This is a genomic window from Zoogloea sp., assembly GCF_041904905.1.
In the GTDB taxonomy this organism is placed as follows: domain Bacteria; phylum Pseudomonadota; class Gammaproteobacteria; order Burkholderiales; family Rhodocyclaceae; genus Zoogloea.
Genome location: NZ_JAYRMI010000065.1, coordinates 1 through 23,140, shown reverse-complemented (window position 1 = coordinate 23,140; position 23,140 = coordinate 1). Strand labels below are relative to the sequence as shown.

Here is a 23,140-nt window from a genome sequence, read left to right as displayed (position 1 = left end):
CAGCCTGCGCGGCGTACCGGTGCCGGTGCGGGCCCGCGGTGCGCTGGGCCGCCCCGAGTGGCAGCTCGAGCCGGGCGCGGTGCCGCCGGCGCCGCTGAGGCCCGTGGCGGTGCCTGCCCCGGCGGCGCCCCGTCCGCCGGTCGCCAAGCCCGCGCCCCGCCCGGCAGCCCCGGCACCCGCCGCAGCGGCGCCGGCACCCCGGCCGACGCCTGCCCCGGAGCCGGCGGAGTAGGTTTCCATACTCCTCCGTACGGTGCTAGATTTGACGCTGGCTGCACCCACAAAAATACCGAGGAGACTTCATGAACGTTCCGTCCGTTTTCCGCGGCGCCCTGCGCCTGCCCGCCATCGCCGCCCCGATGTTCCTGGTTTCCGGCCCGCCGCTGGTCATCGAGACCTGCAAGGCCGGTGTCGCGGGCACCTTCCCGGCGCTCAACGCGCGCACCGTCGAGCAGTTCGATGCCTGGCTGGGCGAGATCTCCGGCGCGCTGGCCGAGGCCAAGGCTGCCGATCCGTCGGCGGTGGTTTCGCCCTACGGCGTCAATCTGATTCTCCATGCCTCCAACCCGCGGGTGGCGCCCGATCTGGAACTCATCTGCCGCCACAAGGTGCCCTTCGTCATCACCAGCCTGGGCCACCCGGGCGAGGTGGTGGAGGCGGTGCACGCCTACGGCGGGCTGGTGTTCTCCGACGTGATTCACGCCTACCACGCGAAGAAGGCGATCGCCGCGGGCGTGGACGGGATCATCGCGGTGGGCGCCGGCGCCGGTGGCCACGCGGGCACCCAGAGCGCCTTCAGCCTGGTGCGGGAGATCCGCGAGTTCTGGGATGGCACGCTGATCCTCGGCGGGGCGATCTCCGACGGCTACGGGGTGCGGGCGGCGGAGGTGCTGGGCGCCGATCTGGCCTACATGGGCACGCGCTTCATCGCCACCCGCGAATCCAGCGCCCAGGACGCCTACAAGCAGATGCTCATCGACAGCGCGGCGGGGGACGTGGTCTACACCGACGCGATCTCGGGCACCAACGCCAACTTCCTGTGGCCGAGCCTGGAGCGCCTGGGGCACAAGCGCGAGGAGCTGGTGCAGGGGGTGGGCAAGGGCAAGCTGAAGGCCTTGTCGGACGAGGCCAAGGCGTGGCGGGATGTGTGGAGCGCCGGCCACGGGGTGGCAACGATCCACGACGCGCCGCCGGTGCGGGCGCTGTGCGACCGGCTGGCGGCGGAGTACCGGGCGGCCTGCGGGCTGCCGCCCAGCCCGGCGGTCACGGGCTGAACCCGGCGCGTCTTACGGGGTGGCGGGCGGCAGACCGGGCCTGGCGGCCCGCCCGCGTTTGGTGTCGTACATGCGCAGGTCGGCGTGGCTGAGCAGGCCGTTGAGATCCTGGGCGTCGTCGGGGAACACCGCCATGCCGATGGAGCAGCCGATCCGCACGTGGCAGTGGCCGAGGTTGATCGGCATGGCCACGGCGTGGGCGATCTTGCCGACGATGCTGGCAAGGGTGCGGGTGTCGCCGGCTTCGTAGAGCAGCACCGCAAATTCGTCGCCGCCGTAGCGGGCCACCCGGTCTTCGGCGCGCACCACCCGGCGCACCCGGTAGGCCACCACCTTGAGCACGGTGTCGCCGGCCTGGTGGCCGTGGGTGTCGTTGATGAGCTTGAAGTCGTCCAGATCGATGAAGAGCAGGGCGACGCGTTCGGTCACCTCGCGTGCGCCGGAGATCGCCGAGCGCAGGTGGCGCTCGAAGTGGTCGCGGTTGAGCTGGCCGGTGAGGCTGTCGTGGTTGGCGCGGAACTCGTTGCGGCTGGCCCGCTCGTGGAACTCGGTGATGTCGACGATGGTGCCGATGAAGCCGCGGATCTGGCCGTGGTGGTCGCGCAGGGCGCCGGCTTCGGCGCGCAGCCAGAGGGTGCGGCCGCTGGGGTGGATGTAGCGGAACTCCTCCGAGAAGCGGGTGGCGGATTTGACCGCCAGCTGCCAGCGGTCGCGGATGCGATCCTGATCGGCGAGGGGCAGGAATTCGGGCCACGGGCTGCCGGCCACCTGGGCCAGTTCGCGCCCGAGGAGCTGCTCGCAGCGTTCGTTGAGGAAGGTGCAGCGGGCGTCGGCGTCGGCCTCGAACAGCCCGGCGGGGGCTTGGCGGGCCAGCTCGCGGAAACGCATCTCGCTGCGCTGCAGCTCTTCCTGAGCCCGGGACAGGCGTAGCAGGTCGTTGCGCAGCTGGTGGGCCTGCTGCTTGAGCAGGGCTTCCCGGTGTACCGTTTCGGTGACGTCGCGCACCTGGAGCAGGCAGCTGCGCCGGGTGCCGTCGTGGGTGGGGGTGACGTCGATGGCCTGCATCATGCGCTGGGTGCGGTCGCTGCCGGGCGGGAAGAGGGGCAGCGGCATCGGGTGCAGGGCGTGGGAGAGGCGGGCGGTCCAGCCGAAATCGATGGCCTCCCGGACGACCAGGTTGAGCCGCGGGTCGATGTGCTTGCCGAAGGCTTCGACGAGGGTCAGGCCTTCGGCTTCGGCGGCGGGGCGGGTGGCCCGCTGGGCGATCCAGCGGTTCCACAGGCGGATGCGGCCTTCGTGGTCGAGGTGGATCAAGCCGATGTCGACGCTGTCGGCCAGGAGGCGGTCGTCGCTCATCGGGCGGAGACGTCGGCCGGCAGCCGGAACAGCGCGGCCACCCGGGCCATGAATTGATCCACCGCGGGCACGTCCATCAGGAACAGCACGAAGCCGGACAGGTTGTGGGCGGACATCACCATGCCGATCCGGGCGACCAGGATCAGGTTGTCGGGGCGCTTGTCGTCGAGCAGGTGGGCGACGTCGCTGCACTGGACGCGGGGCAGGGAGCCGATCAGCGAGGCGCCGAAGAGGTTGGCCAGGCTGCTCATGCAGCTGTTGATGATGATGTTGCCGATCTCGGCGAGGGCGTCCTGTTCCAGTTCGGTGATGTGGTGGATGGGGGTGTCGTCGCCCAGCATCCGGCGGACGATCTCGAGGCTGCCGTGCTCGGGAAACAGCAGCAGGGCGTCGGTGACGAGGCCCTGCTCGTCGGTGAAGCTCTGGTTGATGCGGCACAGGCGCTGAGGGTTGCCGTCGGCGGCGTTGCCTTGCAGGCGCCGGGCAAGCTCGTCGCGGGTGACGAACTCGACGATCGGCACCGCCAGCTCGATCTCCTCGTGCACGATGGCGGCGAAGGTGGCGGCGGCTTCGCCCAGGGACAGGTTGAAGGCCTCTGCCAGGGCGTCCATCTCGAGGTCGGAGAAGGCGCGCATTGCGTCAGTCCAGCAGGGCGAGGATGTTGGCGACCACCGCCTCGCCGATCGGTTTGCGGAAGAAATGCACCCCCAGCTCGGCGGCGCGGCGCTGGATCGAATCCTGGACGTTGGCGGTGAGCAAGGCCAGGCGGATCGTGGGGTGCTCGGCGCGCAGCCGGTCGGCGAGGTCGAGCCCGGACATGCCCGGCATGTTCATGTCGATCACCGCGAGGGTGGGGGTCTGGGCGGCGATCATGGTCAGCGCGGCGTTGCCGTCGCCGGCTTCGAGGATCTGGAGATCGGGGCGCAGGCTCCGGATGATCGAGCCGCACAGCATGCGGGAGGCGCGGCTGTCGTCGACGAGAAGGATGCTGGCGGTCATGGGGGCGTTCCTCGGGTTTGCTGGCGTGCTTACGGCGGGAATTTTGCAAACTTTAGTTAAATTGACTACACCCCGGCTTCATCGCGGGCGGGGCCCGGCCTTGGGGCTTTCCCTGATCGACGCAGACGCGGGCGGATCGGGCCGGTAAGCTGCCGATTTACCCACACGCTTGCTTGTCGTCCATGTCCCTCTCGTCGATGCCGTCGCGGGCCTCCCTCGTCACCCGGATCTTCCTGCCCTTTGCGGCGGGGTATTACCTGTCGTACCTGATGCGCACCGTGAACGCGGTGATCTCGCCCGACCTGACCCGCGAGCTGGGCCTGGGCGCGGCCGATCTGGGCTTGCTGACCAGCACCTATTTCTTTGCCTTTGCGCTGGCCCAGATTCCGGTGGGGATCGCGCTCGACCGCTACGGGCCGCGGCGGGTCGAGGCGGCGCTGCTGCTGCTCACCGGGCTGGGGGCGGCGCTGTTCGCGCTGGGGGACAGCCTGCCGCTGCTGGCGGGGGCCCGGGCGTTGATCGGCCTTGGGGTTTCCGCCTGCCTGATGGCGGGGCTGAAGGGCTTCACCCTGTGGTTCCCGCGGGACAAGCTGGCTTCGATGACCGGCTACGTGATGTCCAGCGGCGCCCTGGGGGCGGTCACCGCCTCGGCGCCGCTGGAGGCGGCCCTGCCGTTCATCGGCTGGCGCGGCGCGTTCTGGGTGGTAGCGGTGCTGGCGGTGCTGGTGGCGGCGACGATCTTCTTCGCGATGCCCGAGAAGGAGGCCGAGCACGAGGGAGGCGATCTGCAGCAGGCCCTGCGAGGGGTGGGCGAGGTGCTGACGGCGGCGCCCTTCCGGGGCTTTGCGGCCCAGTCGGCGTTCTTCACCGGCGGCTTCATGGCGCTGCAGGGCTTGTGGGCGGTGCCCTGGCTGATGGAGGTGAATGGCTACAGCCGGGCCGTGGCGGCCGATCATCTGCTGTGGCTGAACATCGGGATGCTGGCCGGTCAGCTCTCCATCGGGGCGTGGGCGATGCCGCTGGCGGCGCGGGGGGTGTCGCCCCTGCGGCTGATGCAGATCGGGCTGTTCGCCAGCATGGCGGTGGAGGCCTTGATCGTGGTGCAGGTGGGGCCGACTCTCGCCCTGTGGTGCCTGCTGGGCGCGGTGTCGGCCACCGGGGCGCAGATGTACGGGGTGCTGGCCGGCTACTTTCCGCTGCGGCTGGCGGGCCGGGTGACGACCTGCATCAACCTGGTGGCCTTCGTCGGCGCTTTCGGGGTGCAGTGGGGCCTGGGCGGGCTAGTGGATGGCCTGCGGGGGGGCGGGATGAGCGCCGCCACGGCGCTGGGGGGGGCCGGGGGGGGGCTGGGGGCGGGCCGGGGGGGGGGGGGCAGGCGCGCCGCCCCGGCGCGGGGGGTGGCCTTCGCGCTGCTGCTCGGCGCCCAGGCCCTGAGCTTCATCCCCCTGGCCCGGGCGGGGCGGCTGCGCCCGGTGGGGTGAGCGGCTTCAGGTTTCGTCCTGCCCGGCGAGGCTGTATTCGCCCCGGCCGACCCGCGCCATCGCGGCGGCAAAGCCGGACACTCCGCCGCCCCGGTAGAACAGGCAGGGCTTGCCGATGCGCTTGCAGTGGCTTTTGACGTGGTAGTAGGCGTTGTGGCTGACGTGGTCGGTGGGGCACAGCACCGCGTCGGCGCCGTTTATCAGCTCGGGCAGGCGGGAGAGGGATTCCTCCAGCCCGCCGTCGTGGTGGATCAGGCGGATGCCCAGGCGCTCGGCGAGCTGGCGGTACTGGGCGATCAGCGCGGCGCGACCGCCGACGTACAGGATGCAGCGTTCGCTGGTGGCTTGGGGGCAGCCGGCGCAATCGTCGCTGCCGGCGCGGGTGCACAGGCTATCGTCGGCGGCGGGAAGGCTGGCCTGCAGGAGGGCTTCGAGGGCGTCGCGCTCGGATAGGGCGGCGTCCCGCTCGGCGGCGAGGCGGAGGCTCTCCCGGTGGGCGTCCTTGAGGGTGCTCTCCAGGGTGTAGATGCGTCGGGTGGCGGCGGTGAGTTCCTCGGCGGCGCCTTGCAGGCTCATCAGCCGGCGACCGAGATCGACCATCACCTGACCGGATTCGAAACGCTGCAGGCGCTTCTGCAGGTTGGCGTTGTCGGCCAGGGCGGCGTCGCGCTGGGCGAGGGCCGTTTCGGCGGCCGCGAGCTGGCGGCGCAGGGCGCTGAGTTCGCGCTTGAGGCCGCTGCGCAGGTCGCTGTTTTCCTGCTCGAGCTGGGCGAGGCGGCGGGTGTCGGCGGCGAGCCCGGCGCCCACCTGGTGGGACAGCATGTGGACGCGTCGGTAGGCCATCTGGAGGGTTTCGGCGGAGGCCAGCCGGTGGGTGCACAGCGCCCACAGGGGGCCGGCCACTTCGCCCCGGTCCACGCAGGCCAGCCATTCCTGGCGCAGCTCGGCGTCGCTCTTGAGGCGGGCGAAGCGTGCCAGGGCGAGGCGGTAGCGGGCATCCAGGTGGCGCTGGATTGCTTCGGAAGCGGGGTTGCGGCTGCGGGCGTGGCTCACCGCCTCGACGTGCAGGCCGAAGTCGTCGTCGGGGCGGGAGGCGAAGTGGCAGCGCTTGGCGATCCGCTGGAGGTCGGCCAGGGGCAGGCAGGTGCCGACGATGGGGCAGTGGTGCTGGGGGTCGAGGGTCCACAGGCGCGGCCGGGCGCGCGGTGCGTCGGGCTTGGCTGACGGGGGTGGCTCGGCCAGCACCGCGGCGCCGGGGGGCAGGCGTTCAGCGCCGCGGCACATGGCGGGGCTCCGGGTGGCGGTCGAGGCGGAGGCTGGCCCGTTCGCAGAGTTCGCGCAGATCGGGGTCGGTGCCGGGGAAGTCGGCCAGGCGGGCGAGCAGATCGGCGGCCCGGCGGGAGGCGTGGGGGCAGCCGGTTTCGTCGTAGCTGAGGACGGCGCCCAGGGCGCCTGCCCACAGCTTGGCCGACGGGGCGGCCTGGGGGAGGAGGTGGGGTTCCATCGGATCGTGCCTTTAGTTGAGAACGGTTCTCAATATAAGCAGTCTTTCATGGAAAGTAAACGAGAATAATTCTCATATATGCGCGCTCGTGCCTTGGTGGCTGTGTCCAGCCCCTCGCCCGGCGGGCGGTGAACGCACCGCGGGGCGTGCCCCGGTTTCCCGGAACACGCCCCGCGAGGCGCACGCTGCGGTGGCGGACTTACTTGGCGCCAGGGACCGGGGCTGCGGCCGGGGCGGCGGCGGTTGCGGCGGGCGCCGCTTCAGCCTGCTTGGCGGCGCGCTTGACTGCCTTCTTGGCCTTGTGGGCCTTCTTCACCGCGGCGGGCGCTTCGGCCTTGGCGGGTTGGGCGGCGGGCGCAGCGGCGTCGACCTTGGCGGGCTCTGCCGGCTTGACGACTTCGGCTTTCACCGCCTCGACCTTCTTCTCGACGGCGCCGGTTACGGCGGCCTTGGCGGCGGGCACGGCCTGGGCGGTGGCGGCCGGGGTTTCGGCGAAGGAGGCGGTGGCAAAGCCGGCGGCGATGGCAAGGGCGATGATCTTGTTCAGCATGAGATGTTCTCCTGAGGGATGAGGCTTTGAGTCCGGGCGGCGCGATTGCCGGCCCTTGCTGCGAATAACGCCGGCCTTCGCGGCGGGTTGTCAGGGGAAATGTAAGCCCATGTTCCGATGTAACAGGGGCGAGACGGGGTTCGATCTGCTACAACGGGTAGATGCGGTTGAGATCGATTCTTGATCCGGCGGATGCCACCGCATTGTCTCGATCAAATCGTCGCCCCCGGAGGAGTGTTGCCATGTCCTTGTCGCAGAAGCTTGTTCGTTTTGGTGCGGCCCTTGTGCTGGCCGTTTCGGCGCCGCTGGCCGGCGCTTCGCTGGTGAGCTATTCGTCAACCCTGAGCGGCGCGGCGGAGGCGCCGCCGAATGGGTCGGCGGGCAGCGGCGCTGCAACACTTTTGATCGACACGCTGGCGCGCTCGATGACGCTGGACGTGAATTTCGGCGGGCTGACCGGCAATGTGACGGCGGCCCACATCCACTGCTGCGTTGCGGTGGCGGGCGCCGGGACGGCGGGTGTGGCGACTCAGGTGCCGACCTTCGCCGGCTTTCCGGCCGGGGTGACGGCCGGCACTTACCATCAGGTCTTCGATCTGGACCTGGCGAGCACCTGGAATCCGACCTACGTCACCAACAACGGCGGTACGGTGGCGCTGGCGGCGGATGCCTTTCTGGCCGGGCTGGATGTGGGCAGGGCGTATCTGAACATCCACACCAACGCGTTTCCGGGCGGTGAGATCCGTGGTTTTCTGAGTCGCGACGTGCCGGAGCCTGCGTTGCCGGGGCTGCTGGGTGTGGCGGCGGCCTGCGGGTGGCTGGTGCGGCGCCGGCGGACGGGTTGAGGGGTTGCGGCCGGGGCGCGGGTCAGACTTCGGCCGGGTCCACGTCGAGGTGCCAGCGCAGGCCGCGCACGGGCTTGGCGGCCCACAGGTGGCGGCTCCAGGCGGACAGGAAGGCCTGCAGGGCGGGCCGGCCTGGCGCTTCGACGAGGAGCTGGGCGCGCTCGCGGCGGGCGAGGCGCACCATGCGCATGGGCACGGCGTCGAACACCTGCACGCCGAAGGCCTGGGCGAAGGGCAGGGCGGCCTCGCGGGTCTCCTTCAGCCAGCCCAGCGCGGTGGCGACGTCGTCGGCCGTGGCGCACAGCAGGGCGTTGGCGGCGAAGGGCGGGAAGCGGGCCTGCTTGCGCTCCTGCAGTTGCAGCTCGGCGTAGCGGGCGAAGTCGTGGCGGGCGAGGCACTGGTAGAGGGGGTGATCGGGGTACTGGGTCTGCACCATCACCTCGCCGGGCAGTTCGCCCCGCCCGGCCCGGCCGCCCACCTGCATGAGCTGCTGGAAGAGGCGCTCGGGGGCGCGGAAGTCGGCGGCGAACAGGGATGAGTCGGCGTTGAGCACGCCGACGAAGGTGAGCTTGGGGAAGTCGTGGCCCTTGGCCATCATCTGGGTGCCGACGAGGATGTCGGCTTCGCCTTTGCCAATCTGGTCGAGCAGGGCGTCCCATTGGGCGCGGGTGCGGGCGGCGTCGCGGTCGATGCGCAGCACGCGGGCGGTGGGGAAGCGTTCGGCGAGGGTTTCCTCGAGGCGTTGGGTGCCGCGGCCGAAGGGCTGGATGTCCTGGTTGCCGCAGTCGGGGCAGGCCATGGGGATGGGCGTCTCGCAGCTGCAGTGGTGGCAGCGCAGGCGCTTGTCGGCCAGGTGCAGCACCAGGTTGGCGGTGCAGTGGGGGCAGCGGCTCACCCAGCCGCAGGAGGGGCACGAGAGCACCGGCGCGTAGCCCCGCCGGTTGAGGAAGACGAGGCTTTGCTCGCCGCGCTTGAGGCGGGCGTCGATGGCGCGCAGGAGGTGCTCGGAGAGGCCGTTCTGGAGCGTCTCGCGGCGCACGTCCACCGGCCGCACGGTGGGCATGTGGGCGGCCACGGCGCGGCTGGTGAGTTCGATGCGGCGGTAGCGCCCGGTGTCGGCGGCGTGCCAGCTCTCGAGCGAGGGGGTGGCGGAGCCCAGCACGATAGGCACGCGGCGCTGGCGGGCGCGCCAGATGGCGAGATCGCGCGCGGAGTAGCGCACGCCTTCGTGCTGCTTGTAGCTGGCGTCGTGCTCTTCGTCCACCACGATGAGCCCGAGCCGGGGCAGCGGCGTGAACACCGACAGGCGGGTGCCCAGCACGATCTCGGCGCGGCCTTCCATGGCCTGCACGAAGCCCTGGGAGCGGGCGCCTTCGGCCAGCGCCGAATGCAGGCTGACCACCCGGGCGGCGGGGAAGCGGCCCGCGACGCGGCCTTCGAGCTGGGGGGTGAGGGCGATCTCGGGCACCAGGATGAGCGCCTGCTCGCCCCGGGCGATGACCTGCTGGACGAGGCGCAGGTAGACCTCGGTCTTGCCGCTGCCGGTGACGCCGGCCAGCAGGAAGGGCTGGAACTGGCCGAAGCTGGCCGACATGGCCTCGACGGCGGCCTGCTGTTCGTCGGTGAGATCGGGAGCGCCGGCCATGGCGGCGGGGTCGGGGGCGACGCCGGGGGCGATCCAGCCGCGCTTGAGGGCGTCGGCCACCGCGGCGGTGCCGCCTTCGCCGGCCCGCAGCAGGCTGCGCCGACGCGGGCCGTGGGCGCCAATCTCGCGCAGCAGCGCCAGGGCGCGGCTTTCCCGCTGGCTGGCGGAGAGGGCGTCGCGGCCCTGGGCGGTGAGGTCGAGGAGGGGGTCGGCTTCGGCGCCGGCCACGGCGTCGGCCTTGCGCAGCCGGGGCGGCAGGGCCATCGCGACGACTTCGCCCAGGGGGTGCTGGTAGTAGCGGGCGGCGAAGTCGACCAGGGCCAGCCAGTCGGCGGGGAGGGCGGGGGCTTCGCGCTGGATGGCGATCACCGGCTTGAGGCGTTCGACGGGCAGGTCGGCGGCGTCGGGCAGGTCGACGATCAGCCCGGTCTTCTCGCTGCGCCCGAAGGGCACCCGCACGCACCGGCCGAGATCCCCGGCCGTGACGTTTTCGGCGGTGTAGTCGAAGCACTGGGGCAGCGGAACGGGTAGCGCGACGCGGACGATGACGGGGCTCATGGCCGGAGTTTCTGGCTGATTTTGATGTTTTTAATTAAATCAGAGGCTTACAAAGTTTTGATAAGACCCTGGATCGGAAACATTTTTGAAACCCTTGGGGTCTCGGGGGTATTTTCCGTTGTCCACAAATTCTGTGGATAACTTTGTGGGAAAGTTGGGTGAAATCTTGCGGAACCCGCTGCCGGCAAGCCCTGGCCCTACTTTGCCTAAATCCGGGTCAAATAATAATCTGTTTATAAACAATGGCTTAAAAAATTCATTCGGGCTTGCCCGGGGTGATAGTCATGTTTCTGTAACAGTCGGTGGTGCTGTGCACAAGTCAAGCCCCGAATTGCAAATTTAGTGCTTGACGGGCGGGCTGCGAGGGGTTTCGCCGGGCGGGCGACGGAAACAAAATGGCCGGCGATTGCCGGCCATTCCGGAGACGCTTCACAGTCGTGTCAGGCGGCCTGCTGGCGCAGCGTGCGGCTGTGCTCGTGGACGGTGTTCACCAGCACCGTGACGTTCTCGGGCGGGGTGAACTGGGAGATGCCGTGGCCCAGGTTGAAGACGTGGCCGTTGTGGGGGCCGAAGGCGTCGAGCACCTTGCGGGCTTCGGCGGCGACGGCTTCGGGGGTGCCGAAGAGCACGGCCGGGTCGAGGTTGCCCTGCAGCGCGACCTTGTCGCCCACCAGCCGGCGGGCGGCGCCGATGTCCACCGTCCAGTCGAGGCCGACCGCGTCGGCGCCGCTGTCGGCGATGTCGGCCAGCCACAGGCCGCCGCCTTTGGTGAAGACGATGCAGGGGATCTTCTCGCCGTCCTTCTCGCGGGTGAGGCCGGCGACGATCTGCCGGATGTAGGCGAGGGAGAATTCCTTGTAGGCGTCGTGGGCGAGCACGCCACCCCAGGAGTCGAAGATCATCACGGCTTGGGCGCCGGCTTCGATCTGGGCGTTGAGGTAGGCGGTGACGGCCTTGGCGGTGACGCCGAGGATGTGGTGCATGAGATCGGGGCGGCTGTAGAGCAGCGCCTTGACCTTGCGGTAATCGTCGGAACCACCGCCTTCGACCATGTAGCAGGCGAGCGTCCAGGGGCTGCCGGAGAAGCCGATCAGCGGTACGGAGTTATCGAGCGCGCGGCGGATTTCGGCGACGGCATCCATCACGTAGCCGAGTTCGAGGTTGGGATCGGGTACGGCGAGGTTGCGGATCTCCCATTCTTCCTTCAGCGGGCGCTCGAACTTGGGCCCTTCGCCTTCGGCGAAGTACAGGCCCAGGCCCATGGCGTCGGGCACGGTGAGGATGTCGGAGAAGAGGATGGCGGCGTCGAGGTTGTAGCGGGCCAGCGGCTGCAGGGTGACTTCGCAGGCGAGGCCGGGGTTCTTGCACAGGTCGAGGAAGCTGCCGGCGCGCTTGCGGGTCTCGCGGTACTCGGGCAGGTAGCGCCCGGCCTGGCGCATCAGCCACAGGGGGGTGTAGTCGGTGGGCTGGCGCAGCAGGGCGCGCAGGAAGGTATCGTTCTTCGGACGGCTCACTTGGAATCCTCGACAGGCAGGGCCGCGCGGGGCGGCAAAGGGGGGGATTATCCGCTTTTTTGGGGAGTGGGTAATGGGGAGTAGGGAGTGGGAGGTGGGGAGTGGGCTCACTTCCCGCTCCCTACTTCCCATTTCCTATTTGCGCCAGAACTGCGGCGTGAACACCACGGCCAGGGAGAGCACCTCGAGGCGGCCGAGGAGCATGGTGAAGCTGCACACCCAGGTCTGGAAGTCGGTGAGCACGGCGTAGTTGGTGGCGGGGCCGACCTTGTTGAGGCCGGGGCCGGCGTTGTTGATGCTGGCGACGATGGCGCCCAGGGACGACATGAAGTCGAGCCCGGAGAGGATCATCAGGAAGGTGAGCATCACGACGCTCATGAAGTACAGGAAGATGAATCCGAGGACGGCGATCACCACGTTATTGGGGATGGTGCCGCCGCCCACCTTGACCGGATTGACGATGGCCGGGTGGATGAGGCGGGTGAGTTCGCGGTTGGCCTGCTTGGCGAGGATGAGGGTGCGGATCATCTTGATGCCGCCGCCGGTGGAGCCGGAGCTGGCGGTGATGCAGGACAGGAAGAGCATCCAGAGGGGGGCGAAGACCGGCCACTTGTCGAAATCCTGGCTGGCGAAGCCGCAGTCGGTGGCCATCGACACGAGGTTGAAGCTGACGTGCCGGAGCGCGGTGGGGTAGTCCTCGTAGGTGCCTTCGAGCCACACGTAGAGGGCGACGCCGAAGCAGGAGGCGACGATCAGCCCGATCACGCCGCGGGCTTCCACGTCCTGCCAGTAAACCCGCAGGTCGCGCCCGCGCAGGGCGAGGAAGTGGGTGGCGAAGTTCATGGCGGCGATCACCATGAAGACGATCAGGATGAATTCGACCAGTGGGTTGTCGAAGGCGCCGACGCTGGCGTCGCGGGTGGAGAAGCCGCCCAGCCCCATCGCCGCGAAGGCGTGGCAGATGGCGTCCAGCCAGGAGAGCCCGGCCCACCACAGGAGCGCGATGCACACGACGGTAATCAGGAAGTACACCAGCCACAGGGCCTTGGCGGTGTCGGCGATGCGGGCGGTGAGTTTGGAATCCTTCATCGGGCCGGGGGTTTCGGCCTTGTAGAGCTGCATGCCGCCCACGCCCAGCAGGGGCAGCACGGCTACCGCCAGCACGATGATGCCCATCCCGCCCAGCCAGTTGAGCTCGTGCCGCCACAGGTTGATGGCGGGGGGGGCGTGGTCGAGGTCGGTCATGATCGTCGAGCCGGTGGTGGTGAGGCCCGACATGGTTTCGAAGAAGGCGTCCGTGAAGCTCATGGTGTCGTACACCAGGAGCAGCGGGATGGTGGCGATGGCGGCCATCAGCGCCCACACCGTGGACACCAGCAGAAAGCCGTCGCGGGGCTTGAGTTCGCGGTAGCTGGAGCGGGTGACGGCGTAGAGGGTGAGGCCGCCGCCGAGGGAGATCGCCATCGCGGCGATGAAGTCGGCGGTGGTGCCGTCGTCGAAGTGGATCGCCGCGGCGATGGGCATCAGGTAGGCGAAGCTGAAGATCGACAGGAGGCGCCCGAGAACGTTGGCAACCGGTAGCAGGGCGTCCATCAGAAGAACCCCCAGCCGACGTGGAACAGCTTCTCGACCTTGGCGACCAGCTTCTTGCTGGTGCAGAAGACGATCACGTGGTCTTCGGCGCGGATCACCGTGTCGTGGTGGGCGATGATGACTTCGAAGATGGGGACCTCGTAGGGCACCAGCTCCTTGTACTCGGTGCGGCTCTGGCCGGTGTTGCGGACGATGGCGGCGATGGTGGCGCCGTCGGGCAGGTCGAGTTCGTCGATGCGGCGGCCGATGACCTTGCAGTGCTTGGCGTCGCCGTGGGCGACCACCTCCAGCGCTTCGGCGGCGCCGCGGCGCAGGCTGTGGACGGCGGCCACGTCGCCGCGCCGGACCCGGGCGAGGAGCTGGCCGATGGAGGTCTGGGCCGGCGAGATGGCGATGTCGATGCGCCCGCCCTGCACCAGATCGACGTAGGACTTGCGGTTGATGAGGGCGAGGGTGCGGCGGGCGCCCATCTGCTTGGCCAGCGACGCGGACATGATGTTGTCTTCCTCGTCGTTGGTGAGGGCGAGGAACATGTCGGTCTCCTCGATGCTCTCGGCGTCGAGGAGGGCTTCGTCGGTGGCGTCGCCGCGCAGCACCAGGGTGCGGGTGAGTTCGCCGGCAAGCTGCTCGGCCCGGCGCCGGTCGCGTTCGATGAGCTTGACGTGGACGGTCTTCTCGATGGCCTTGGCCAGGCGCAGGCCGATGTTGCCGCCGCCGGCGATGATGACCCGCCGGATGGGGGAGTCCATGCGGCGCAGTTCGGTCATCACCTTGCGGATCTGGGCGGTGGCGGCAAGGAGGAAGACTTCGTCGCCGCTCTCGATGACGGTGTCGCCGTGGGGGGCGATGGGCTGGTCGCGGCGGAAGATGGCGGCCACCCGGGCGTCGATGTTGGGCAGGCGCTGGGGGATGGTGCTGAGGGGCTTGCCTACCAGCAGGCCGCCTTCGAAGGCGCGCACGGCGATCATGGTCACCATGCCGTCGGCGAACTCCAGCACCTGCAGGGCTTCGGGAAACTCGATGAGCTTGCGGATGTAGTCGGTGACGATCTGCTCGGGGCAGATGGAGTGGTCCACCGCGAAGTTGCTGTCGTCGAGGAGTTCGGGGTGGTCTTCGTAGTCGGCGGCGCGCAGGCGGGCGATGCGGGTGGGGACGTTGAAGAGGGTCTTGGCCACCCGGCAGGCGCACAGGTTGGTCTGGTCGGACTGGGTGACGGCGATCAGCAGGTCGGCGTCGCCCGCGCCTGCGGCTTCGAGGATGGAGGGCGAGGCGGCGTTGCCGGGCACCGCCCGCAGGTCGAGCCGTTCCTGCAGGGCGTTGAGGTGTTCGATGTTGCTGTCGACGACGGTGATGTCGTTGGCCTCGGAGACGAGGCTCTCGGCCACCGACGTGCCGACCTGTCCTGCGCCCAGGATGATGATCTTCATGTGTGCCTCCCTGCCCGGCCGGGGGCCGGTGTTGTTGTTCTTGTGGCCGGCGCGCGGTTCAGCTGCCGTGCTCGTCGTGACGCTTGCCGACGCTGATGCCCAGTTGCTTGAGCTTGCGATACAGGTGGGTGCGTTCGAGGCCGGTCTTTTCGGCGAGCCGGGTCATGTTGCCGCCGTCGATCTGCAGGTGGTGCTCGAAGTACAGGCGCTCGAAGATCTCGCGGGCTTCGCGCAGCGGCAGGTCGAGGGGCAGGCCGAGGGCGGCGGAGGGGGTCTTGCCGAGCAGGTGGGCAACCTCGTCCATCCCGATTTCTTCTTCGAGGGTGCCCAGGGCCAGGGATTTGACCGCGGCCTTGAGCTCGCCGTAGCCGCCGGGCCAGGCGCGGTTGCGCAGGGCGTTGAGGGCGGCGGAGGACAGGCGGCGGGCGGGCACCTCGCCGGCCTCGACGTAGTGGAGCAGGATCTGGCTGGCGATCTCGGGGATCTCGTCGCGGATCTCGCTCAGGGACGGCGGGGCGAGGGAGACCTCGAACAGCCGGGCCAGCACGCGCTCGTCCCAGCCGTGCTCGACGAGTTCTTCGGGGCGGTGTTCGGTGGCGACGATCAGGCTCTGGCCGTGGCGCTCCAGACGGTCCATGGCGAACACGAGGTTCTTCTGCTGGGGGCGCGAGAGGTAGATCAGCTCGGGCACGTAGAGCAGGCCGTTGCGGGCGCCTTCGAGGGTGGCAAGCTCCAGCGGCTGGGACGACAGGGAGAGGTCGAGCCAGGGGGTGCCGACCCGCTGCAGGGAGCGGGCACAGAGTTCGGCCAGGCTGCCGGGGCCGACCCGCAGGAGGATCACCCGCGACTTGTCGGCCATCTGCTCGAGGCGCTTCTTCAGGTCGCGCAGGGGCACCGAGCGGGAGAAGGCGCCCAGGCCCAGGGGGCTGGGGGCGTTGGCGGGCTTGATGCGGGCGAGGCCACGCTTCACCGCGGCGAGGAGCTTCTGCAGGGCGATGGGCTTCTCGAGGAACTCCATCGCGCCGATGCGGGTGGCCTCGACGGCGGTGTCGATGGTGCCGTGGCCGGACATCATCACCACGGGCATGGTGAGCTGGCCGTTGGCGGACCATTCCTTGAGCAGGCTGACGCCGTCGGTGTCGGGCATCCAGATGTCGAGCAGGACGAGATCGGGCCGGGCGGCGTTGCGGGCGGCCCGGGCGGCGGCGGCGTTTTCGGCCAGCACGATGTCGTGCCCTTCGTCGCGCAGGATTTCCGACAGGAGTTCGCGGATGCCGACTTCGTCGTCAACGATGAGAATTTTAGCCATGGGCTGGTGACTCTGTTTGAGGGGCGCTGCGCAGGCGGATGCGGACTTCCGCTCCGCCGGTTTCGCGATTGGCGAGACGGATCTCGCCGTCGTGTTCGTCGATTATTTTTTTGACGATGGCCAGGCCCAGGCCGGTGCCGCGAGCCTTGGTGGTGACGTAGGGTTCGAAGGCCCGGGACAGGATCTCCGGCGGGAAACCCGGACCATTGTCGCGCAGGATCAAGTCTACCCGCCGGGCATCGGCCCGCGTCAACAGCCAGATCTCGGGGGCGTCGATGTCGGAGAGGGCGTCTTCGGCGTTCTGGAGCAGGTTGTGGATGACCTGCCGGAGCTGGCTGGCGTCGCCCATTACGGGCGGGGTTTCGACGGCCAGCTCGGCGTGGATCATCACCCGCGAGCCGTCGTAGAGGGCCAGCACGTCGCGCACCAGGGCGTTGAGGTCGACCGGGGCCATCACCGGGCTGGGCAGACGGGCGTAGTCGCGGAAGGCGTTGACCAGGTTTTTCATGGCCTCCACCTGATTGACGATGGTGGTGGTGGAGCGTTCGAGCATGCGGCGGCCTTCGTCGTCCAGGCGGTCGGCCAGCTTGAACTGGAGCCGCTCGGCGGAGAGCTGGATGGGGGTGAGCGGGTTCTTGATCTCGTGGGCGAGCCGGCGGGCCACTTCGGCCCAGGCGGCGTTGCGCTGGGCGGCGATGAGCTGGGTGATGTCGTCGAAGACCACCACGAAGCCGCCGCCGGTGCTCTCGGGCAGGCGGGTGCCGTGGAGGAGGAGGGTCTGGGTGCTGCCGTCGGGGTTGGAGAACTCGATCTGGCGGTTCCAGTCGTCCTCGGGGCCGTCGAAGCCGGCCTTGAGGGCGTCGCGGAAGGCGGCGTGGGCGTTCCAGTCGTCCAGGCGCAGGCGCTCGTAGTCGTGCAGGCCGTCGTTGAGGATGGTCATTGCGCCGTGGTTGGCGGCGCGCAGGTGGCCGTCCGGCGAGAAGGCCAGCACCCCGGCGGAGAGGTTGGCGAGCACGCTTTCCAGGTAGGCGCGGTTGCGTTCGACGGCGGCGCGGTTGGCGTCGGCCTGGGCGCGGGCGTCCTGCAGCTGGCGGGTCATCTGGTTGAAGGACTGGGTGAGCACGCCGAGTTCGTCCCGGGCGGGCAGGGCCTGGCGGGGGGAGAAGTCGCCGGCGGCGACGGCCTGGGTGCCTTCGGCGAGGATGAACAGCGGGGCGGCGAGGCGCCGGGTGAGCACGAAGGCGACGGCTACCGCGGCGAACAGCGCGAGCAGCAGGGTGAGGGTGAGGGTGAGGGTGTAGATGCGCTTCAGGCCGTTGCGGGCGAGGGAGAGTTCCTGGTAATCGCGGTGCACGGCTTCGACGCTGTCGGCGTGCATGGCGAAGGAGCGCGGCACCTGCTGGGTGACCTGCAGCAGCTGGGGCTCGATCAGCCGTCGGGCGGGGATCGGGACGATCACTCGCAGCACCAGGCCTTCGACGCCGTGGCTTTCGGCGGCCCGGTAGCCGTGGGTCTGGCGGCCCTGGCGGAGTTGGGCGGAGGTGGGCTGCTCGGGGATCAGGGTGCCGAGTTCGGTTTCGGCGGTGGCGACGATCCGGCCGTTGGGGGCGAACACGGTGGCGGATTCGACGCTGGCCTGTTCGCGCAGGCGGTTGAGGAGCGGCGGGCGCACCTGGGGCGCCAGTTCAAGCTCGATGGCCATCTGGTCGGCCTTGGTGGCGAGCTGGTCGAGGAGGATGTCGAGGGTGGCCCGGCCGAGCTGCAGGCCGCTTTCGAGGGCGGCGTCGACCCGCACGTTGAACCACGACTCGATGCTCTTGACCGCGAACTGGAGCGACACCGCGTACACCAGCGCGCCGGGCACCACCGCCATGGCGGCGAAGATGGCCATCAGCCGCAGCTTGAGCCGGGAGCCGAAGCGGCGGGCCTTGTATTCGTGCCAGAGGCTGCGCAGCTGGACGAAGACGAGGCCGGCGAGCACCAGCGCGATGACGCCGTTGAGGCCGATCAGCAGGGTGTAGTTGCGGGCGAAGAGCGGCGTGTTGGCGCTGGCCGTGGCGAGCAGGAACAGCAGGATGCCGGAGATCGCCGCGCTGACGATGAGGACGGTGGGTCTCATTTGCTGTCGCGGGCGCCTGCCACGAAGCTCCAGCGGTACCAGTCGGAGGCGAGGTTCCAGTCTTTGCGGCCCAGGGCGCTGACCTGTAGCGGTTTGGGCAGCTCACCCACGTCGAGCCGGAAGCGGAGCGCGGCGTTGTAGCTGCGCCCGGCCTTGAGGGCGGCTTTGTCGGCGATGCCCCAGTTGCGGATCCGTAGCATGGTGCGCATGGCTTCGTCGAGGCTGGTGAAGTTCTGGTGGAGGGCGCCGGTGGTGAGCCGGTACTGGCGGGTGAGGGACTGGTAGGAGAGGCGGTAGGTGAGGGTGCGGGTGACGACCTCTTCGTCGAGCCAGTACCAGCGGGGCGCGGTGAGTTCGAACTCGGTGATGAAGTACAGCGACACGCCGCGGCCGACGACGTCTGCCAGCAGGGGGGTGAGTTCGGCGACGACGTCGGCGGTGAGGATGTACTGGTCGTCGCTGGGGAGCAGGGCGACGTTGCGGATCTCGGCCTCGGCTGCGCGGGCCGCGCCGGGGACGAGCCCCAGCCCGGTGACCAGGCCGGTCGCCAGGGCGCCGGTGAGCCAGCGCCGGCGGTGGCGGTCAGGCGGCTTTCTCGAGGAGCGCGTAGAAGAATCCGTCATGGTCGGTGCAAGGCAGGTACTGGCAGTCGAGCTGTCCGGCAATGGGCAGGCGGCGGCAATCGGGATGGCGGGCCGCGAAGGCGGCGATCTGATCCCGGTTTTCTTCGGCAAACACCGAGCACGTGGCATAGAGCATTTTGCCACCCGGCGCGAGGACTCGCCACAGGGCGTCGAGGATCTCGGCTTGCTGGGCGGCGAAGCGGGCGATGTCGCCGCCGCGGCGCAGCCACTTGATGTCGGGGTTGCGGCGTACCACGCCGGAGGCGGAGCAGGGGACGTCGGCGAGGATGCGGTCGAAGGGGCGCCCGTCCCACCAGGCGTCCAGGTCGCGGCAGTCGGCTGCGCGGACGGTGGCGGCGAGGCCCAGGCGGGTGAGGTTCTCGCCGATGCGCCGGGTGCGGCTGGCGTCGGCGTCGAGGGCGGTGAGGTCGGCGTCGGCGAGTTCGAGGATGTGGCAGGTCTTGCTGCCGGGGGCGGCGCAGGCGTCCAGCACCCGCTGGCCGTCGTCCACGTCGAGGTGCTGGGCGGCGTACTGGGCGCCGGCGTCCTGCACGCTGAGGCAGCCTTCGGCAAAGCCCGGCAGGCGGCTTACCGGCACCGGTTTGTCGAGGAGCAGGGCGCCGTTGGCGAGCACGCGCACCGCCAGCCCGGCTTCGGCGAAGCTGTCGAGCACCTCCTGCCTGGAGCTGCGCAGGGGGTTGATGCGCAGGGCCATGGGCGGGTGGGTGTTGCCGGCGGCGAGGATGGCGCGCCAGTCCTGGGGGTATTGGGTTTTCAGGCGGCGGATCCACCAGGGCGGGTGGCGGTGCTCGGCCACCATGTCGGCGTCGGCGGCGGCGCAGAGTTCGGCCGACTGGCGCAGGGCGTTGCGCAGCACGCCGTTGGTGACGCCCTTGAAGCGGCCGTCGAGGAGGGTGGCGGCGGCTTCGACGGCCTGGTCGACGGTGGTGTGGGCGCTGTCGGGGCGGGCGTCGAGGCGGTTGAGGGCGATGCGCAGGAGCGACTGGACGGGCTCGGGGAGCGGCTTCTCGAGGAGGCGGTCGAGGATGAAATCCTGCCGGCCGTAGTCGCGCAGGGTGCTGTAGGCGAGGTCCTGGATCGCGCCGCGCACGGCGGGCGGGGTGTCGGGCCGACGGGCCCACAGGGTGGCCAGGGCGTCGGTGAGGGTGGCGCCGCCTACCACGTCGGCGATCAGGCCGGCGGCGTTGACGAGGGCGTAGGCGAGGCTGTCCTCGGGCAGGCTGGAGGGGGCCGCGACGAGTCTGCGGCGGCGGGCTTGGTCGGTCATGGTGTCAGGAGGCGAGGCTGTCGAGCACGTAGTTGGGCAGGGCGCTGCAGGCGAGGTGCAGGGCTGGATTGTAGTAGCGCAGGCGGGCGATGTGCCGGTCGGCGAGGCGTTGGGCGAGGGTGGCGAGATCGGGTTCGGGGGCCAGGGCCCGGGTGGCCCGGGCAAGAAGCCAGGGGCCGCCGTACAGGGGGATGTCGATCAGCGCCGGGGTGACGCTGGCGAAGACGTCCTTGAGCCGGCGGAACACGGTTGCGACCTGCTGGCGTTGGTAGAAGGGGGAGCCGAGCTGGACGTGGACGATACCCTGTGGGGTGAGGCTTGCGGCGCAGATTCGCAGAAAATTCTCGCTGTGCAGGTGGGCGCAGGCGGGGTGTTCGGACTGGGTGAGATCGAACAGGATCAGGTCGAAGCGGGCGCCGGCGGCGTGGTAGGCGGCGAGGGTGGCGGCGGCGTCGCCGTAACGGACGCTCACGCGGGGGTCACCAAAGGCGCCGGCAGGAAGGGTGGGGAAGTGGCGGGCAATGGTGTCGACGACGCCGGGGTCGAGTTCGGCGATGGTGACGTGGGCGACAGAGGGGTGTTTGAGCAGCTCGCGGGTGCTGCCTCCGTCGCCGCCGCCCAGCACGATCGCGCGTGCGGGGGCCGGGTGGCTGAGGGCGGCGAGGTGGGCCAGGCTTTCGTGAATGATGAACTCGTCCTGCTCGGAGGCCATGGCGTCGCCGTCGAGGGTGTAGAGGCGCCCGAAGCGGGGTGTGGCATCGACCGCGATGTGCTGGTAGGGGCTGGTTAATTCGATCGAGGGCGCGTTGCGGGTGACGTGGAGGGCGACGTCGTCGGCCAGGGGGATGGCAGTGTGGGGTGTGTGTTTCACGTGAAACAACCTCGTCGATGGGTTTCCCGCTGGGGCGGCGTCAATGCCGGCGGTGTTGTGTCCGGCGATGGCACTTCACTTCGTCTGCGCATGTTCCACGTGAAACATGGAGCGGGTTCAGCCCGCAAGAAAGCCCTGGGCGAGCAGCGCGTCGCGGATGCCGTACAGGGCTTCGAGCCCTCCGCAGGGCAGGCTCACGCCGCGGCCGGGTATCTCCGGCTCGGTTGGGTTGATGCGGATCAGGGGCACGCCCAGCGATTCGCTGAACCAGCGCACGGTGGGTACATGGCTGCCGGCGCCGATTTCGATCACGACCGGGCGGTGTGTGCTGCGCAGCCAGTCTTCCAGGCGCTGGCGCTGGGCGGCGGTGCGACGTCCGAGCCATCCCCAGTCGCCGAACATCAGCACGTTAGGCCGCAGCAGCCCCCGGCACGTGGGGCAGCGGGGGAGCACGGACAGGAGCTGGCAGGTGTTGTCGTCCACCGTCGGCACGAAGTCGTCGGCCGGCACGATGGCCTCGTCGCAGCCGTCGATGCACTGCAGGAAGTGGATGGAGCCGTGCACCTCGCAGACCTGCGCAGGATCGAAGCCCGCTCGCTGAAACTGACCATCCACGTTGGAGGTGAACACGAAGCTGCCCCCGGGCAGGGTGGTGCCGATCTGCCAGAGTATCGCAAAACCTTCATGGGGCCGGGTGTGGCGGTAGAGCGCCAGGCGGTGGCCGTAGAAACCCCAGGCCAGCGTCGGGTTGCGCCGGAAAGCGTCCGGGCAGGCGATCTCCTCGAAGGCGATACGGGCGCTGGCGAGGGCAGGGTAGGCGCGCCAGAAGCCAGTGTTGCCGCGGAAATCCGGCAGACCGGAATCGACCCCCATGCCTGCGCCGGCCGCGATGAGCAGCGCGTCGGCGCCGGCGATGAGGCGGGCGGCTTCGGAGAACAGCGCGGGGTTCATCGCTGGGCGACGAGAAAGATGCGGCGGAAGGGGAAGAGCACTGCACCGTCCGGCCCGGGCGGGTACGCCGTGGCGAGGCGGGGAGCGAGGGCGCCCAGAAAGGTGGCCTGGGCGTCGTCGTCGAGGCGGGAGAGGAAGGGGACGAGGGTTGTGCCCCGGAGCCAGTCGAGCACCGGCTGCGCGCCCTGCAAGGGCTGCCAGTAGGTCGTCTCCCACAGGGATAGCCGGCTGCAGCGGGGGGCGAGGAGCCGGTGGTAATCGGCCATCGGCAGCACTGCGCCCATGCGTGCGTCGCCGAGCCGGGCGGACCAGTCGGGGCTGGCGGCCAGCTCGCGGATCGAGCGGTGGGAGGGGGCGTCGAAGTTGCCGGGCATCTGCACGGCCAGCACGCCACCGGGGGCGAGTTGGTCGAGGAGGCGCGGGAAGAGCGATTCGTGATCTTCGACCCAGTGCAGCGCGGCGTTGGAGAACAGCAGGTCGAGCGGTTCCTCCGGCGACCAGTGCTCGACGCCGGCAAGCTCGAAGCGGATCTCGGGCAGGGCGCTGCGGGCGCGGGCGAGCATCTCGGGGGCGCTGTCCAGGCCGGTGATGCGGGCTTCGGGCCAACGGGCGCCGAGCAGGCGGGTGACGTTGCCGGCGCCGCAGCCCAGGTCCACCACCTGGATGGGGTGGGCGAGGGGAATCCGGGCGATCAGATCGGCCGCCGGGCGCAGGCGTTCATCGGAGAACTGCAGGTAGCGGTCGGGGTTCCAGGTCATCGCTGAGCCTCCTGTCGAGAGGCCCTATTGTGACCCAAGCCGTGGCGCCGCCGAAAAAAAGAAGGCCCGGTATCGACCGGGCCGAACAGGGGTATGGAAAGCGGAAGGCGCGGCGGTGCGCTTACTTCTTGATCTGGTTGCCGATGACGCCGCCGACCGCGGCGCCGCCCACGGTGCCCACCGAGCTGCCGCCGGTGAGTACGGAGCCGGCGACGCCGCCGACGGCGGCCCCGATGGCGGTGTTACGTTGCTGCGGCGTCATGTTGGCGCAGCCGGAAAAGGTGAGTGTCGCGGCAATGGCGACGAGGCCGGCGGTGATCCTGCTCATGATGTGCTCCTTGACGTTGAACCCATTGTCACCGACCGGCACATAGGAGCCACTTGATGATCGGCACAATGGAGCCAGGGCGTGACCGGCACATTGGAGCCACCCCGTGATCGGCGTAATGGAGCCAGTCTCACTCTGACGGACGTC

At 69.6% G+C, this 23,140-nt stretch carries 22 protein-coding genes; 4 read left to right on the top strand and 18 right to left on the bottom strand.

The window, feature by feature from the left end:
• A partial coding sequence (locus ACE3N6_RS15455; RefSeq protein WP_374246682.1) for a hypothetical protein occupies positions 1–232 on the top strand: 232 nt, incomplete at its 5' end.
• A 70-nt stretch (positions 233–302) separates the two neighbouring features.
• The gene (locus ACE3N6_RS15450) at positions 303–1,274 is read left to right on the top strand and encodes an NAD(P)H-dependent flavin oxidoreductase (protein ID WP_374246680.1); all 972 of its coding nucleotides are present in this window, start codon (positions 303–305) and stop codon (positions 1,272–1,274) included.
• 12 nt (positions 1,275–1,286) lie between these two features.
• Here the strand turns inward: ACE3N6_RS15450 and ACE3N6_RS15445 are convergent, their stop codons facing one another.
• Genes ACE3N6_RS15445 through ACE3N6_RS15435 form a run of 3 tightly spaced genes read right to left on the bottom strand, consistent with a single transcriptional unit; the run spans position 1,287 to position 3,629 of the window.
• Positions 1,287–2,630, bottom strand: a complete 1,344-nt coding sequence (locus ACE3N6_RS15445) for a diguanylate cyclase domain-containing protein (protein WP_374246679.1) — start codon at positions 2,628–2,630, stop codon at positions 1,287–1,289.
• Positions 2,627–3,265 (bottom strand): hypothetical protein, encoded by a 639-nt coding sequence (locus ACE3N6_RS15440; RefSeq protein WP_374246678.1) that lies wholly within the window; start codon positions 3,263–3,265, stop codon positions 2,627–2,629. Before ACE3N6_RS15440 ends, ACE3N6_RS15445 begins: the two co-directional genes overlap by 4 nt.
• Positions 3,266–3,269: 4 nt before the next feature.
• Positions 3,270–3,629 (bottom strand): response regulator transcription factor, encoded by a 360-nt coding sequence (locus tag ACE3N6_RS15435; RefSeq protein ID WP_374246677.1) that lies wholly within the window; start codon positions 3,627–3,629, stop codon positions 3,270–3,272.
• 182 nt (positions 3,630–3,811) lie between these two features.
• Here ACE3N6_RS15435 and ACE3N6_RS15430 point away from each other — a divergent pair, with 182 nt between their 5' ends.
• Positions 3,812–5,110: an MFS transporter gene (locus ACE3N6_RS15430; protein WP_374246676.1), complete on the top strand. Its 1,299-nt coding sequence runs from the start codon at positions 3,812–3,814 to the stop codon at positions 5,108–5,110.
• A gap of 6 nt (positions 5,111–5,116) precedes the next feature.
• On the opposite strand, the gene ACE3N6_RS15425 is transcribed toward ACE3N6_RS15430, so the two are convergent.
• The 3 genes from ACE3N6_RS15425 to ACE3N6_RS15415 form a co-directional block, all read right to left on the bottom strand.
• Complete coding sequence (locus tag ACE3N6_RS15425; RefSeq protein ID WP_374246675.1) at positions 5,117–6,394, bottom strand: DUF2325 domain-containing protein; 1,278 nt, start codon at positions 6,392–6,394, stop codon at positions 5,117–5,119.
• Positions 6,378–6,614 (bottom strand): hypothetical protein, encoded by a 237-nt coding sequence (locus ACE3N6_RS15420; RefSeq protein ID WP_374246674.1) that lies wholly within the window; start codon positions 6,612–6,614, stop codon positions 6,378–6,380. The genes ACE3N6_RS15425 and ACE3N6_RS15420 overlap by 17 nt, the downstream gene beginning before the upstream one ends.
• 199 nt (positions 6,615–6,813) lie before the next feature.
• Positions 6,814–7,164 (bottom strand): amine oxidase, encoded by a 351-nt coding sequence (locus tag ACE3N6_RS15415; protein ID WP_374246673.1) that lies wholly within the window; start codon positions 7,162–7,164, stop codon positions 6,814–6,816.
• Positions 7,165–7,406: 242 nt separating this feature from the next.
• Between ACE3N6_RS15415 and ACE3N6_RS15410 the strand changes: the two genes are divergently transcribed.
• Positions 7,407–8,009: a CHRD domain-containing protein gene (locus ACE3N6_RS15410; RefSeq protein ID WP_374246672.1), complete on the top strand. Its 603-nt coding sequence runs from the start codon at positions 7,407–7,409 to the stop codon at positions 8,007–8,009.
• A gap of 22 nt (positions 8,010–8,031) precedes the next feature.
• Here ACE3N6_RS15410 and ACE3N6_RS15405 read toward each other — a convergent pair whose 3' ends face one another.
• From ACE3N6_RS15405 to ACE3N6_RS15350, 12 genes are all read right to left on the bottom strand, one after another.
• Positions 8,032–10,212 carry a primosomal protein N' gene (locus ACE3N6_RS15405; RefSeq protein ID WP_374246671.1) on the bottom strand — a complete coding sequence of 727 codons (2,181 nt, stop codon included), beginning with the start codon at positions 10,210–10,212 and terminating at the stop codon, positions 8,032–8,034.
• 440 nt (positions 10,213–10,652) lie between these two features.
• Positions 10,653–11,726 carry a uroporphyrinogen decarboxylase gene (gene hemE / locus ACE3N6_RS15400; RefSeq protein WP_374246670.1) on the bottom strand — a complete coding sequence of 358 codons (1,074 nt, stop codon included), beginning with the start codon at positions 11,724–11,726 and terminating at the stop codon, positions 10,653–10,655.
• Positions 11,727–11,861: 135 nt separating this feature from the next.
• Complete coding sequence (locus tag ACE3N6_RS15395; RefSeq protein ID WP_374246668.1) at positions 11,862–13,319, bottom strand: TrkH family potassium uptake protein; 1,458 nt, start codon at positions 13,317–13,319, stop codon at positions 11,862–11,864.
• Entirely contained in the window at positions 13,319–14,746 is a 1,428-nt protein-coding gene (trkA, locus tag ACE3N6_RS15390) for a Trk system potassium transporter TrkA (RefSeq protein ID WP_374246667.1), read from the bottom strand. The genes ACE3N6_RS15395 and trkA overlap by 1 nt, the downstream gene beginning before the upstream one ends.
• A gap of 58 nt (positions 14,747–14,804) precedes the next feature.
• Entirely contained in the window at positions 14,805–16,055 is a 1,251-nt protein-coding gene (locus ACE3N6_RS15385; RefSeq protein ID WP_374246666.1) for a sigma-54-dependent transcriptional regulator, read from the bottom strand.
• On the bottom strand, positions 16,048–18,174 hold the full coding sequence (locus tag ACE3N6_RS15380) for an ATP-binding protein (RefSeq protein WP_374246665.1): 2,127 nt from the start codon (positions 18,172–18,174) through the stop codon (positions 16,048–16,050). The genes ACE3N6_RS15385 and ACE3N6_RS15380 overlap by 8 nt, the downstream gene beginning before the upstream one ends.
• A complete protein-coding gene (locus tag ACE3N6_RS15375; RefSeq protein ID WP_374246663.1) occupies positions 18,171–18,797 on the bottom strand; it encodes a DUF4390 domain-containing protein in 627 nt (208 codons plus the stop codon). The genes ACE3N6_RS15380 and ACE3N6_RS15375 overlap by 4 nt, the downstream gene beginning before the upstream one ends.
• Positions 18,757–20,085: a 16S rRNA (cytosine(967)-C(5))-methyltransferase RsmB gene (gene rsmB, locus ACE3N6_RS15370; RefSeq protein WP_374246662.1), complete on the bottom strand. Its 1,329-nt coding sequence runs from the start codon at positions 20,083–20,085 to the stop codon at positions 18,757–18,759. Before rsmB ends, ACE3N6_RS15375 begins: the two co-directional genes overlap by 41 nt.
• Before the next feature lie 4 nt (positions 20,086–20,089).
• Positions 20,090–20,956, bottom strand: a complete 867-nt coding sequence (locus ACE3N6_RS15365) for a fused MFS/spermidine synthase (RefSeq protein ID WP_374246661.1) — start codon at positions 20,954–20,956, stop codon at positions 20,090–20,092.
• A gap of 117 nt (positions 20,957–21,073) precedes the next feature.
• On the bottom strand, positions 21,074–21,907 hold the full coding sequence (locus tag ACE3N6_RS15360) for an NAD-dependent deacetylase (protein ID WP_374246660.1): 834 nt from the start codon (positions 21,905–21,907) through the stop codon (positions 21,074–21,076).
• Entirely contained in the window at positions 21,904–22,665 is a 762-nt protein-coding gene (gene tam / locus ACE3N6_RS15355) for a trans-aconitate 2-methyltransferase (RefSeq protein ID WP_374246659.1), read from the bottom strand. The genes ACE3N6_RS15360 and tam overlap by 4 nt, the downstream gene beginning before the upstream one ends.
• 121 nt (positions 22,666–22,786) lie before the next feature.
• On the bottom strand, positions 22,787–22,993 hold the full coding sequence (locus tag ACE3N6_RS15350) for a glycine zipper 2TM domain-containing protein (protein ID WP_374246658.1): 207 nt from the start codon (positions 22,991–22,993) through the stop codon (positions 22,787–22,789).
• Positions 22,994–23,140: the final 147 nt, after the last annotated feature.

Bases quoted from the DNA above. Each gene is read 5' to 3' on its own strand.
- ACE3N6_RS15410 (WP_374246672.1), top strand. From the start codon at position 7,407: ATGTCCTTGTCGCAGAAGCTTGTTCGTTTTGGTGCGGCCCTTGTGCTG.
- ACE3N6_RS15360 (WP_374246660.1), bottom strand. From the start codon at position 21,907: ATGAACCCCGCGCTGTTCTCCGAAGCCGCCCGCCTCATCGCCGGCGCC.
- trkA (WP_374246667.1), bottom strand. From the start codon at position 14,746: ATGAAGATCATCATCCTGGGCGCAGGACAGGTCGGCACGTCGGTGGCC.
- ACE3N6_RS15415 (WP_374246673.1), bottom strand. From the start codon at position 7,164: ATGCTGAACAAGATCATCGCCCTTGCCATCGCCGCCGGCTTTGCCACC.
- ACE3N6_RS15435 (WP_374246677.1), bottom strand. From the start codon at position 3,629: ATGACCGCCAGCATCCTTCTCGTCGACGACAGCCGCGCCTCCCGCATG.
- ACE3N6_RS15430 (WP_374246676.1), top strand. From the start codon at position 3,812: ATGTCCCTCTCGTCGATGCCGTCGCGGGCCTCCCTCGTCACCCGGATC.
- ACE3N6_RS15350 (WP_374246658.1), bottom strand. From the start codon at position 22,993: ATGAGCAGGATCACCGCCGGCCTCGTCGCCATTGCCGCGACACTCACC.
- ACE3N6_RS15385 (WP_374246666.1), bottom strand. From the start codon at position 16,055: ATGGCTAAAATTCTCATCGTTGACGACGAAGTCGGCATCCGCGAACTC.
- ACE3N6_RS15440 (WP_374246678.1), bottom strand. From the start codon at position 3,265: ATGCGCGCCTTCTCCGACCTCGAGATGGACGCCCTGGCAGAGGCCTTC.
- rsmB (WP_374246662.1), bottom strand. From the start codon at position 20,085: ATGACCGACCAAGCCCGCCGCCGCAGACTCGTCGCGGCCCCCTCCAGC.
- ACE3N6_RS15425 (WP_374246675.1), bottom strand. From the start codon at position 6,394: ATGTGCCGCGGCGCTGAACGCCTGCCCCCCGGCGCCGCGGTGCTGGCC.
- ACE3N6_RS15445 (WP_374246679.1), bottom strand. From the start codon at position 2,630: ATGAGCGACGACCGCCTCCTGGCCGACAGCGTCGACATCGGCTTGATC.
- tam (WP_374246659.1), bottom strand. From the start codon at position 22,665: ATGACCTGGAACCCCGACCGCTACCTGCAGTTCTCCGATGAACGCCTG.
- ACE3N6_RS15450 (WP_374246680.1), top strand. From the start codon at position 303: ATGAACGTTCCGTCCGTTTTCCGCGGCGCCCTGCGCCTGCCCGCCATC.
- ACE3N6_RS15395 (WP_374246668.1), bottom strand. From the start codon at position 13,319: ATGGACGCCCTGCTACCGGTTGCCAACGTTCTCGGGCGCCTCCTGTCG.
- ACE3N6_RS15375 (WP_374246663.1), bottom strand. From the start codon at position 18,797: ATGACGGATTCTTCTACGCGCTCCTCGAGAAAGCCGCCTGACCGCCAC.
- ACE3N6_RS15405 (WP_374246671.1), bottom strand. From the start codon at position 10,212: ATGAGCCCCGTCATCGTCCGCGTCGCGCTACCCGTTCCGCTGCCCCAG.
- ACE3N6_RS15420 (WP_374246674.1), bottom strand. From the start codon at position 6,614: ATGGAACCCCACCTCCTCCCCCAGGCCGCCCCGTCGGCCAAGCTGTGG.
- ACE3N6_RS15380 (WP_374246665.1), bottom strand. From the start codon at position 18,174: ATGAGACCCACCGTCCTCATCGTCAGCGCGGCGATCTCCGGCATCCTG.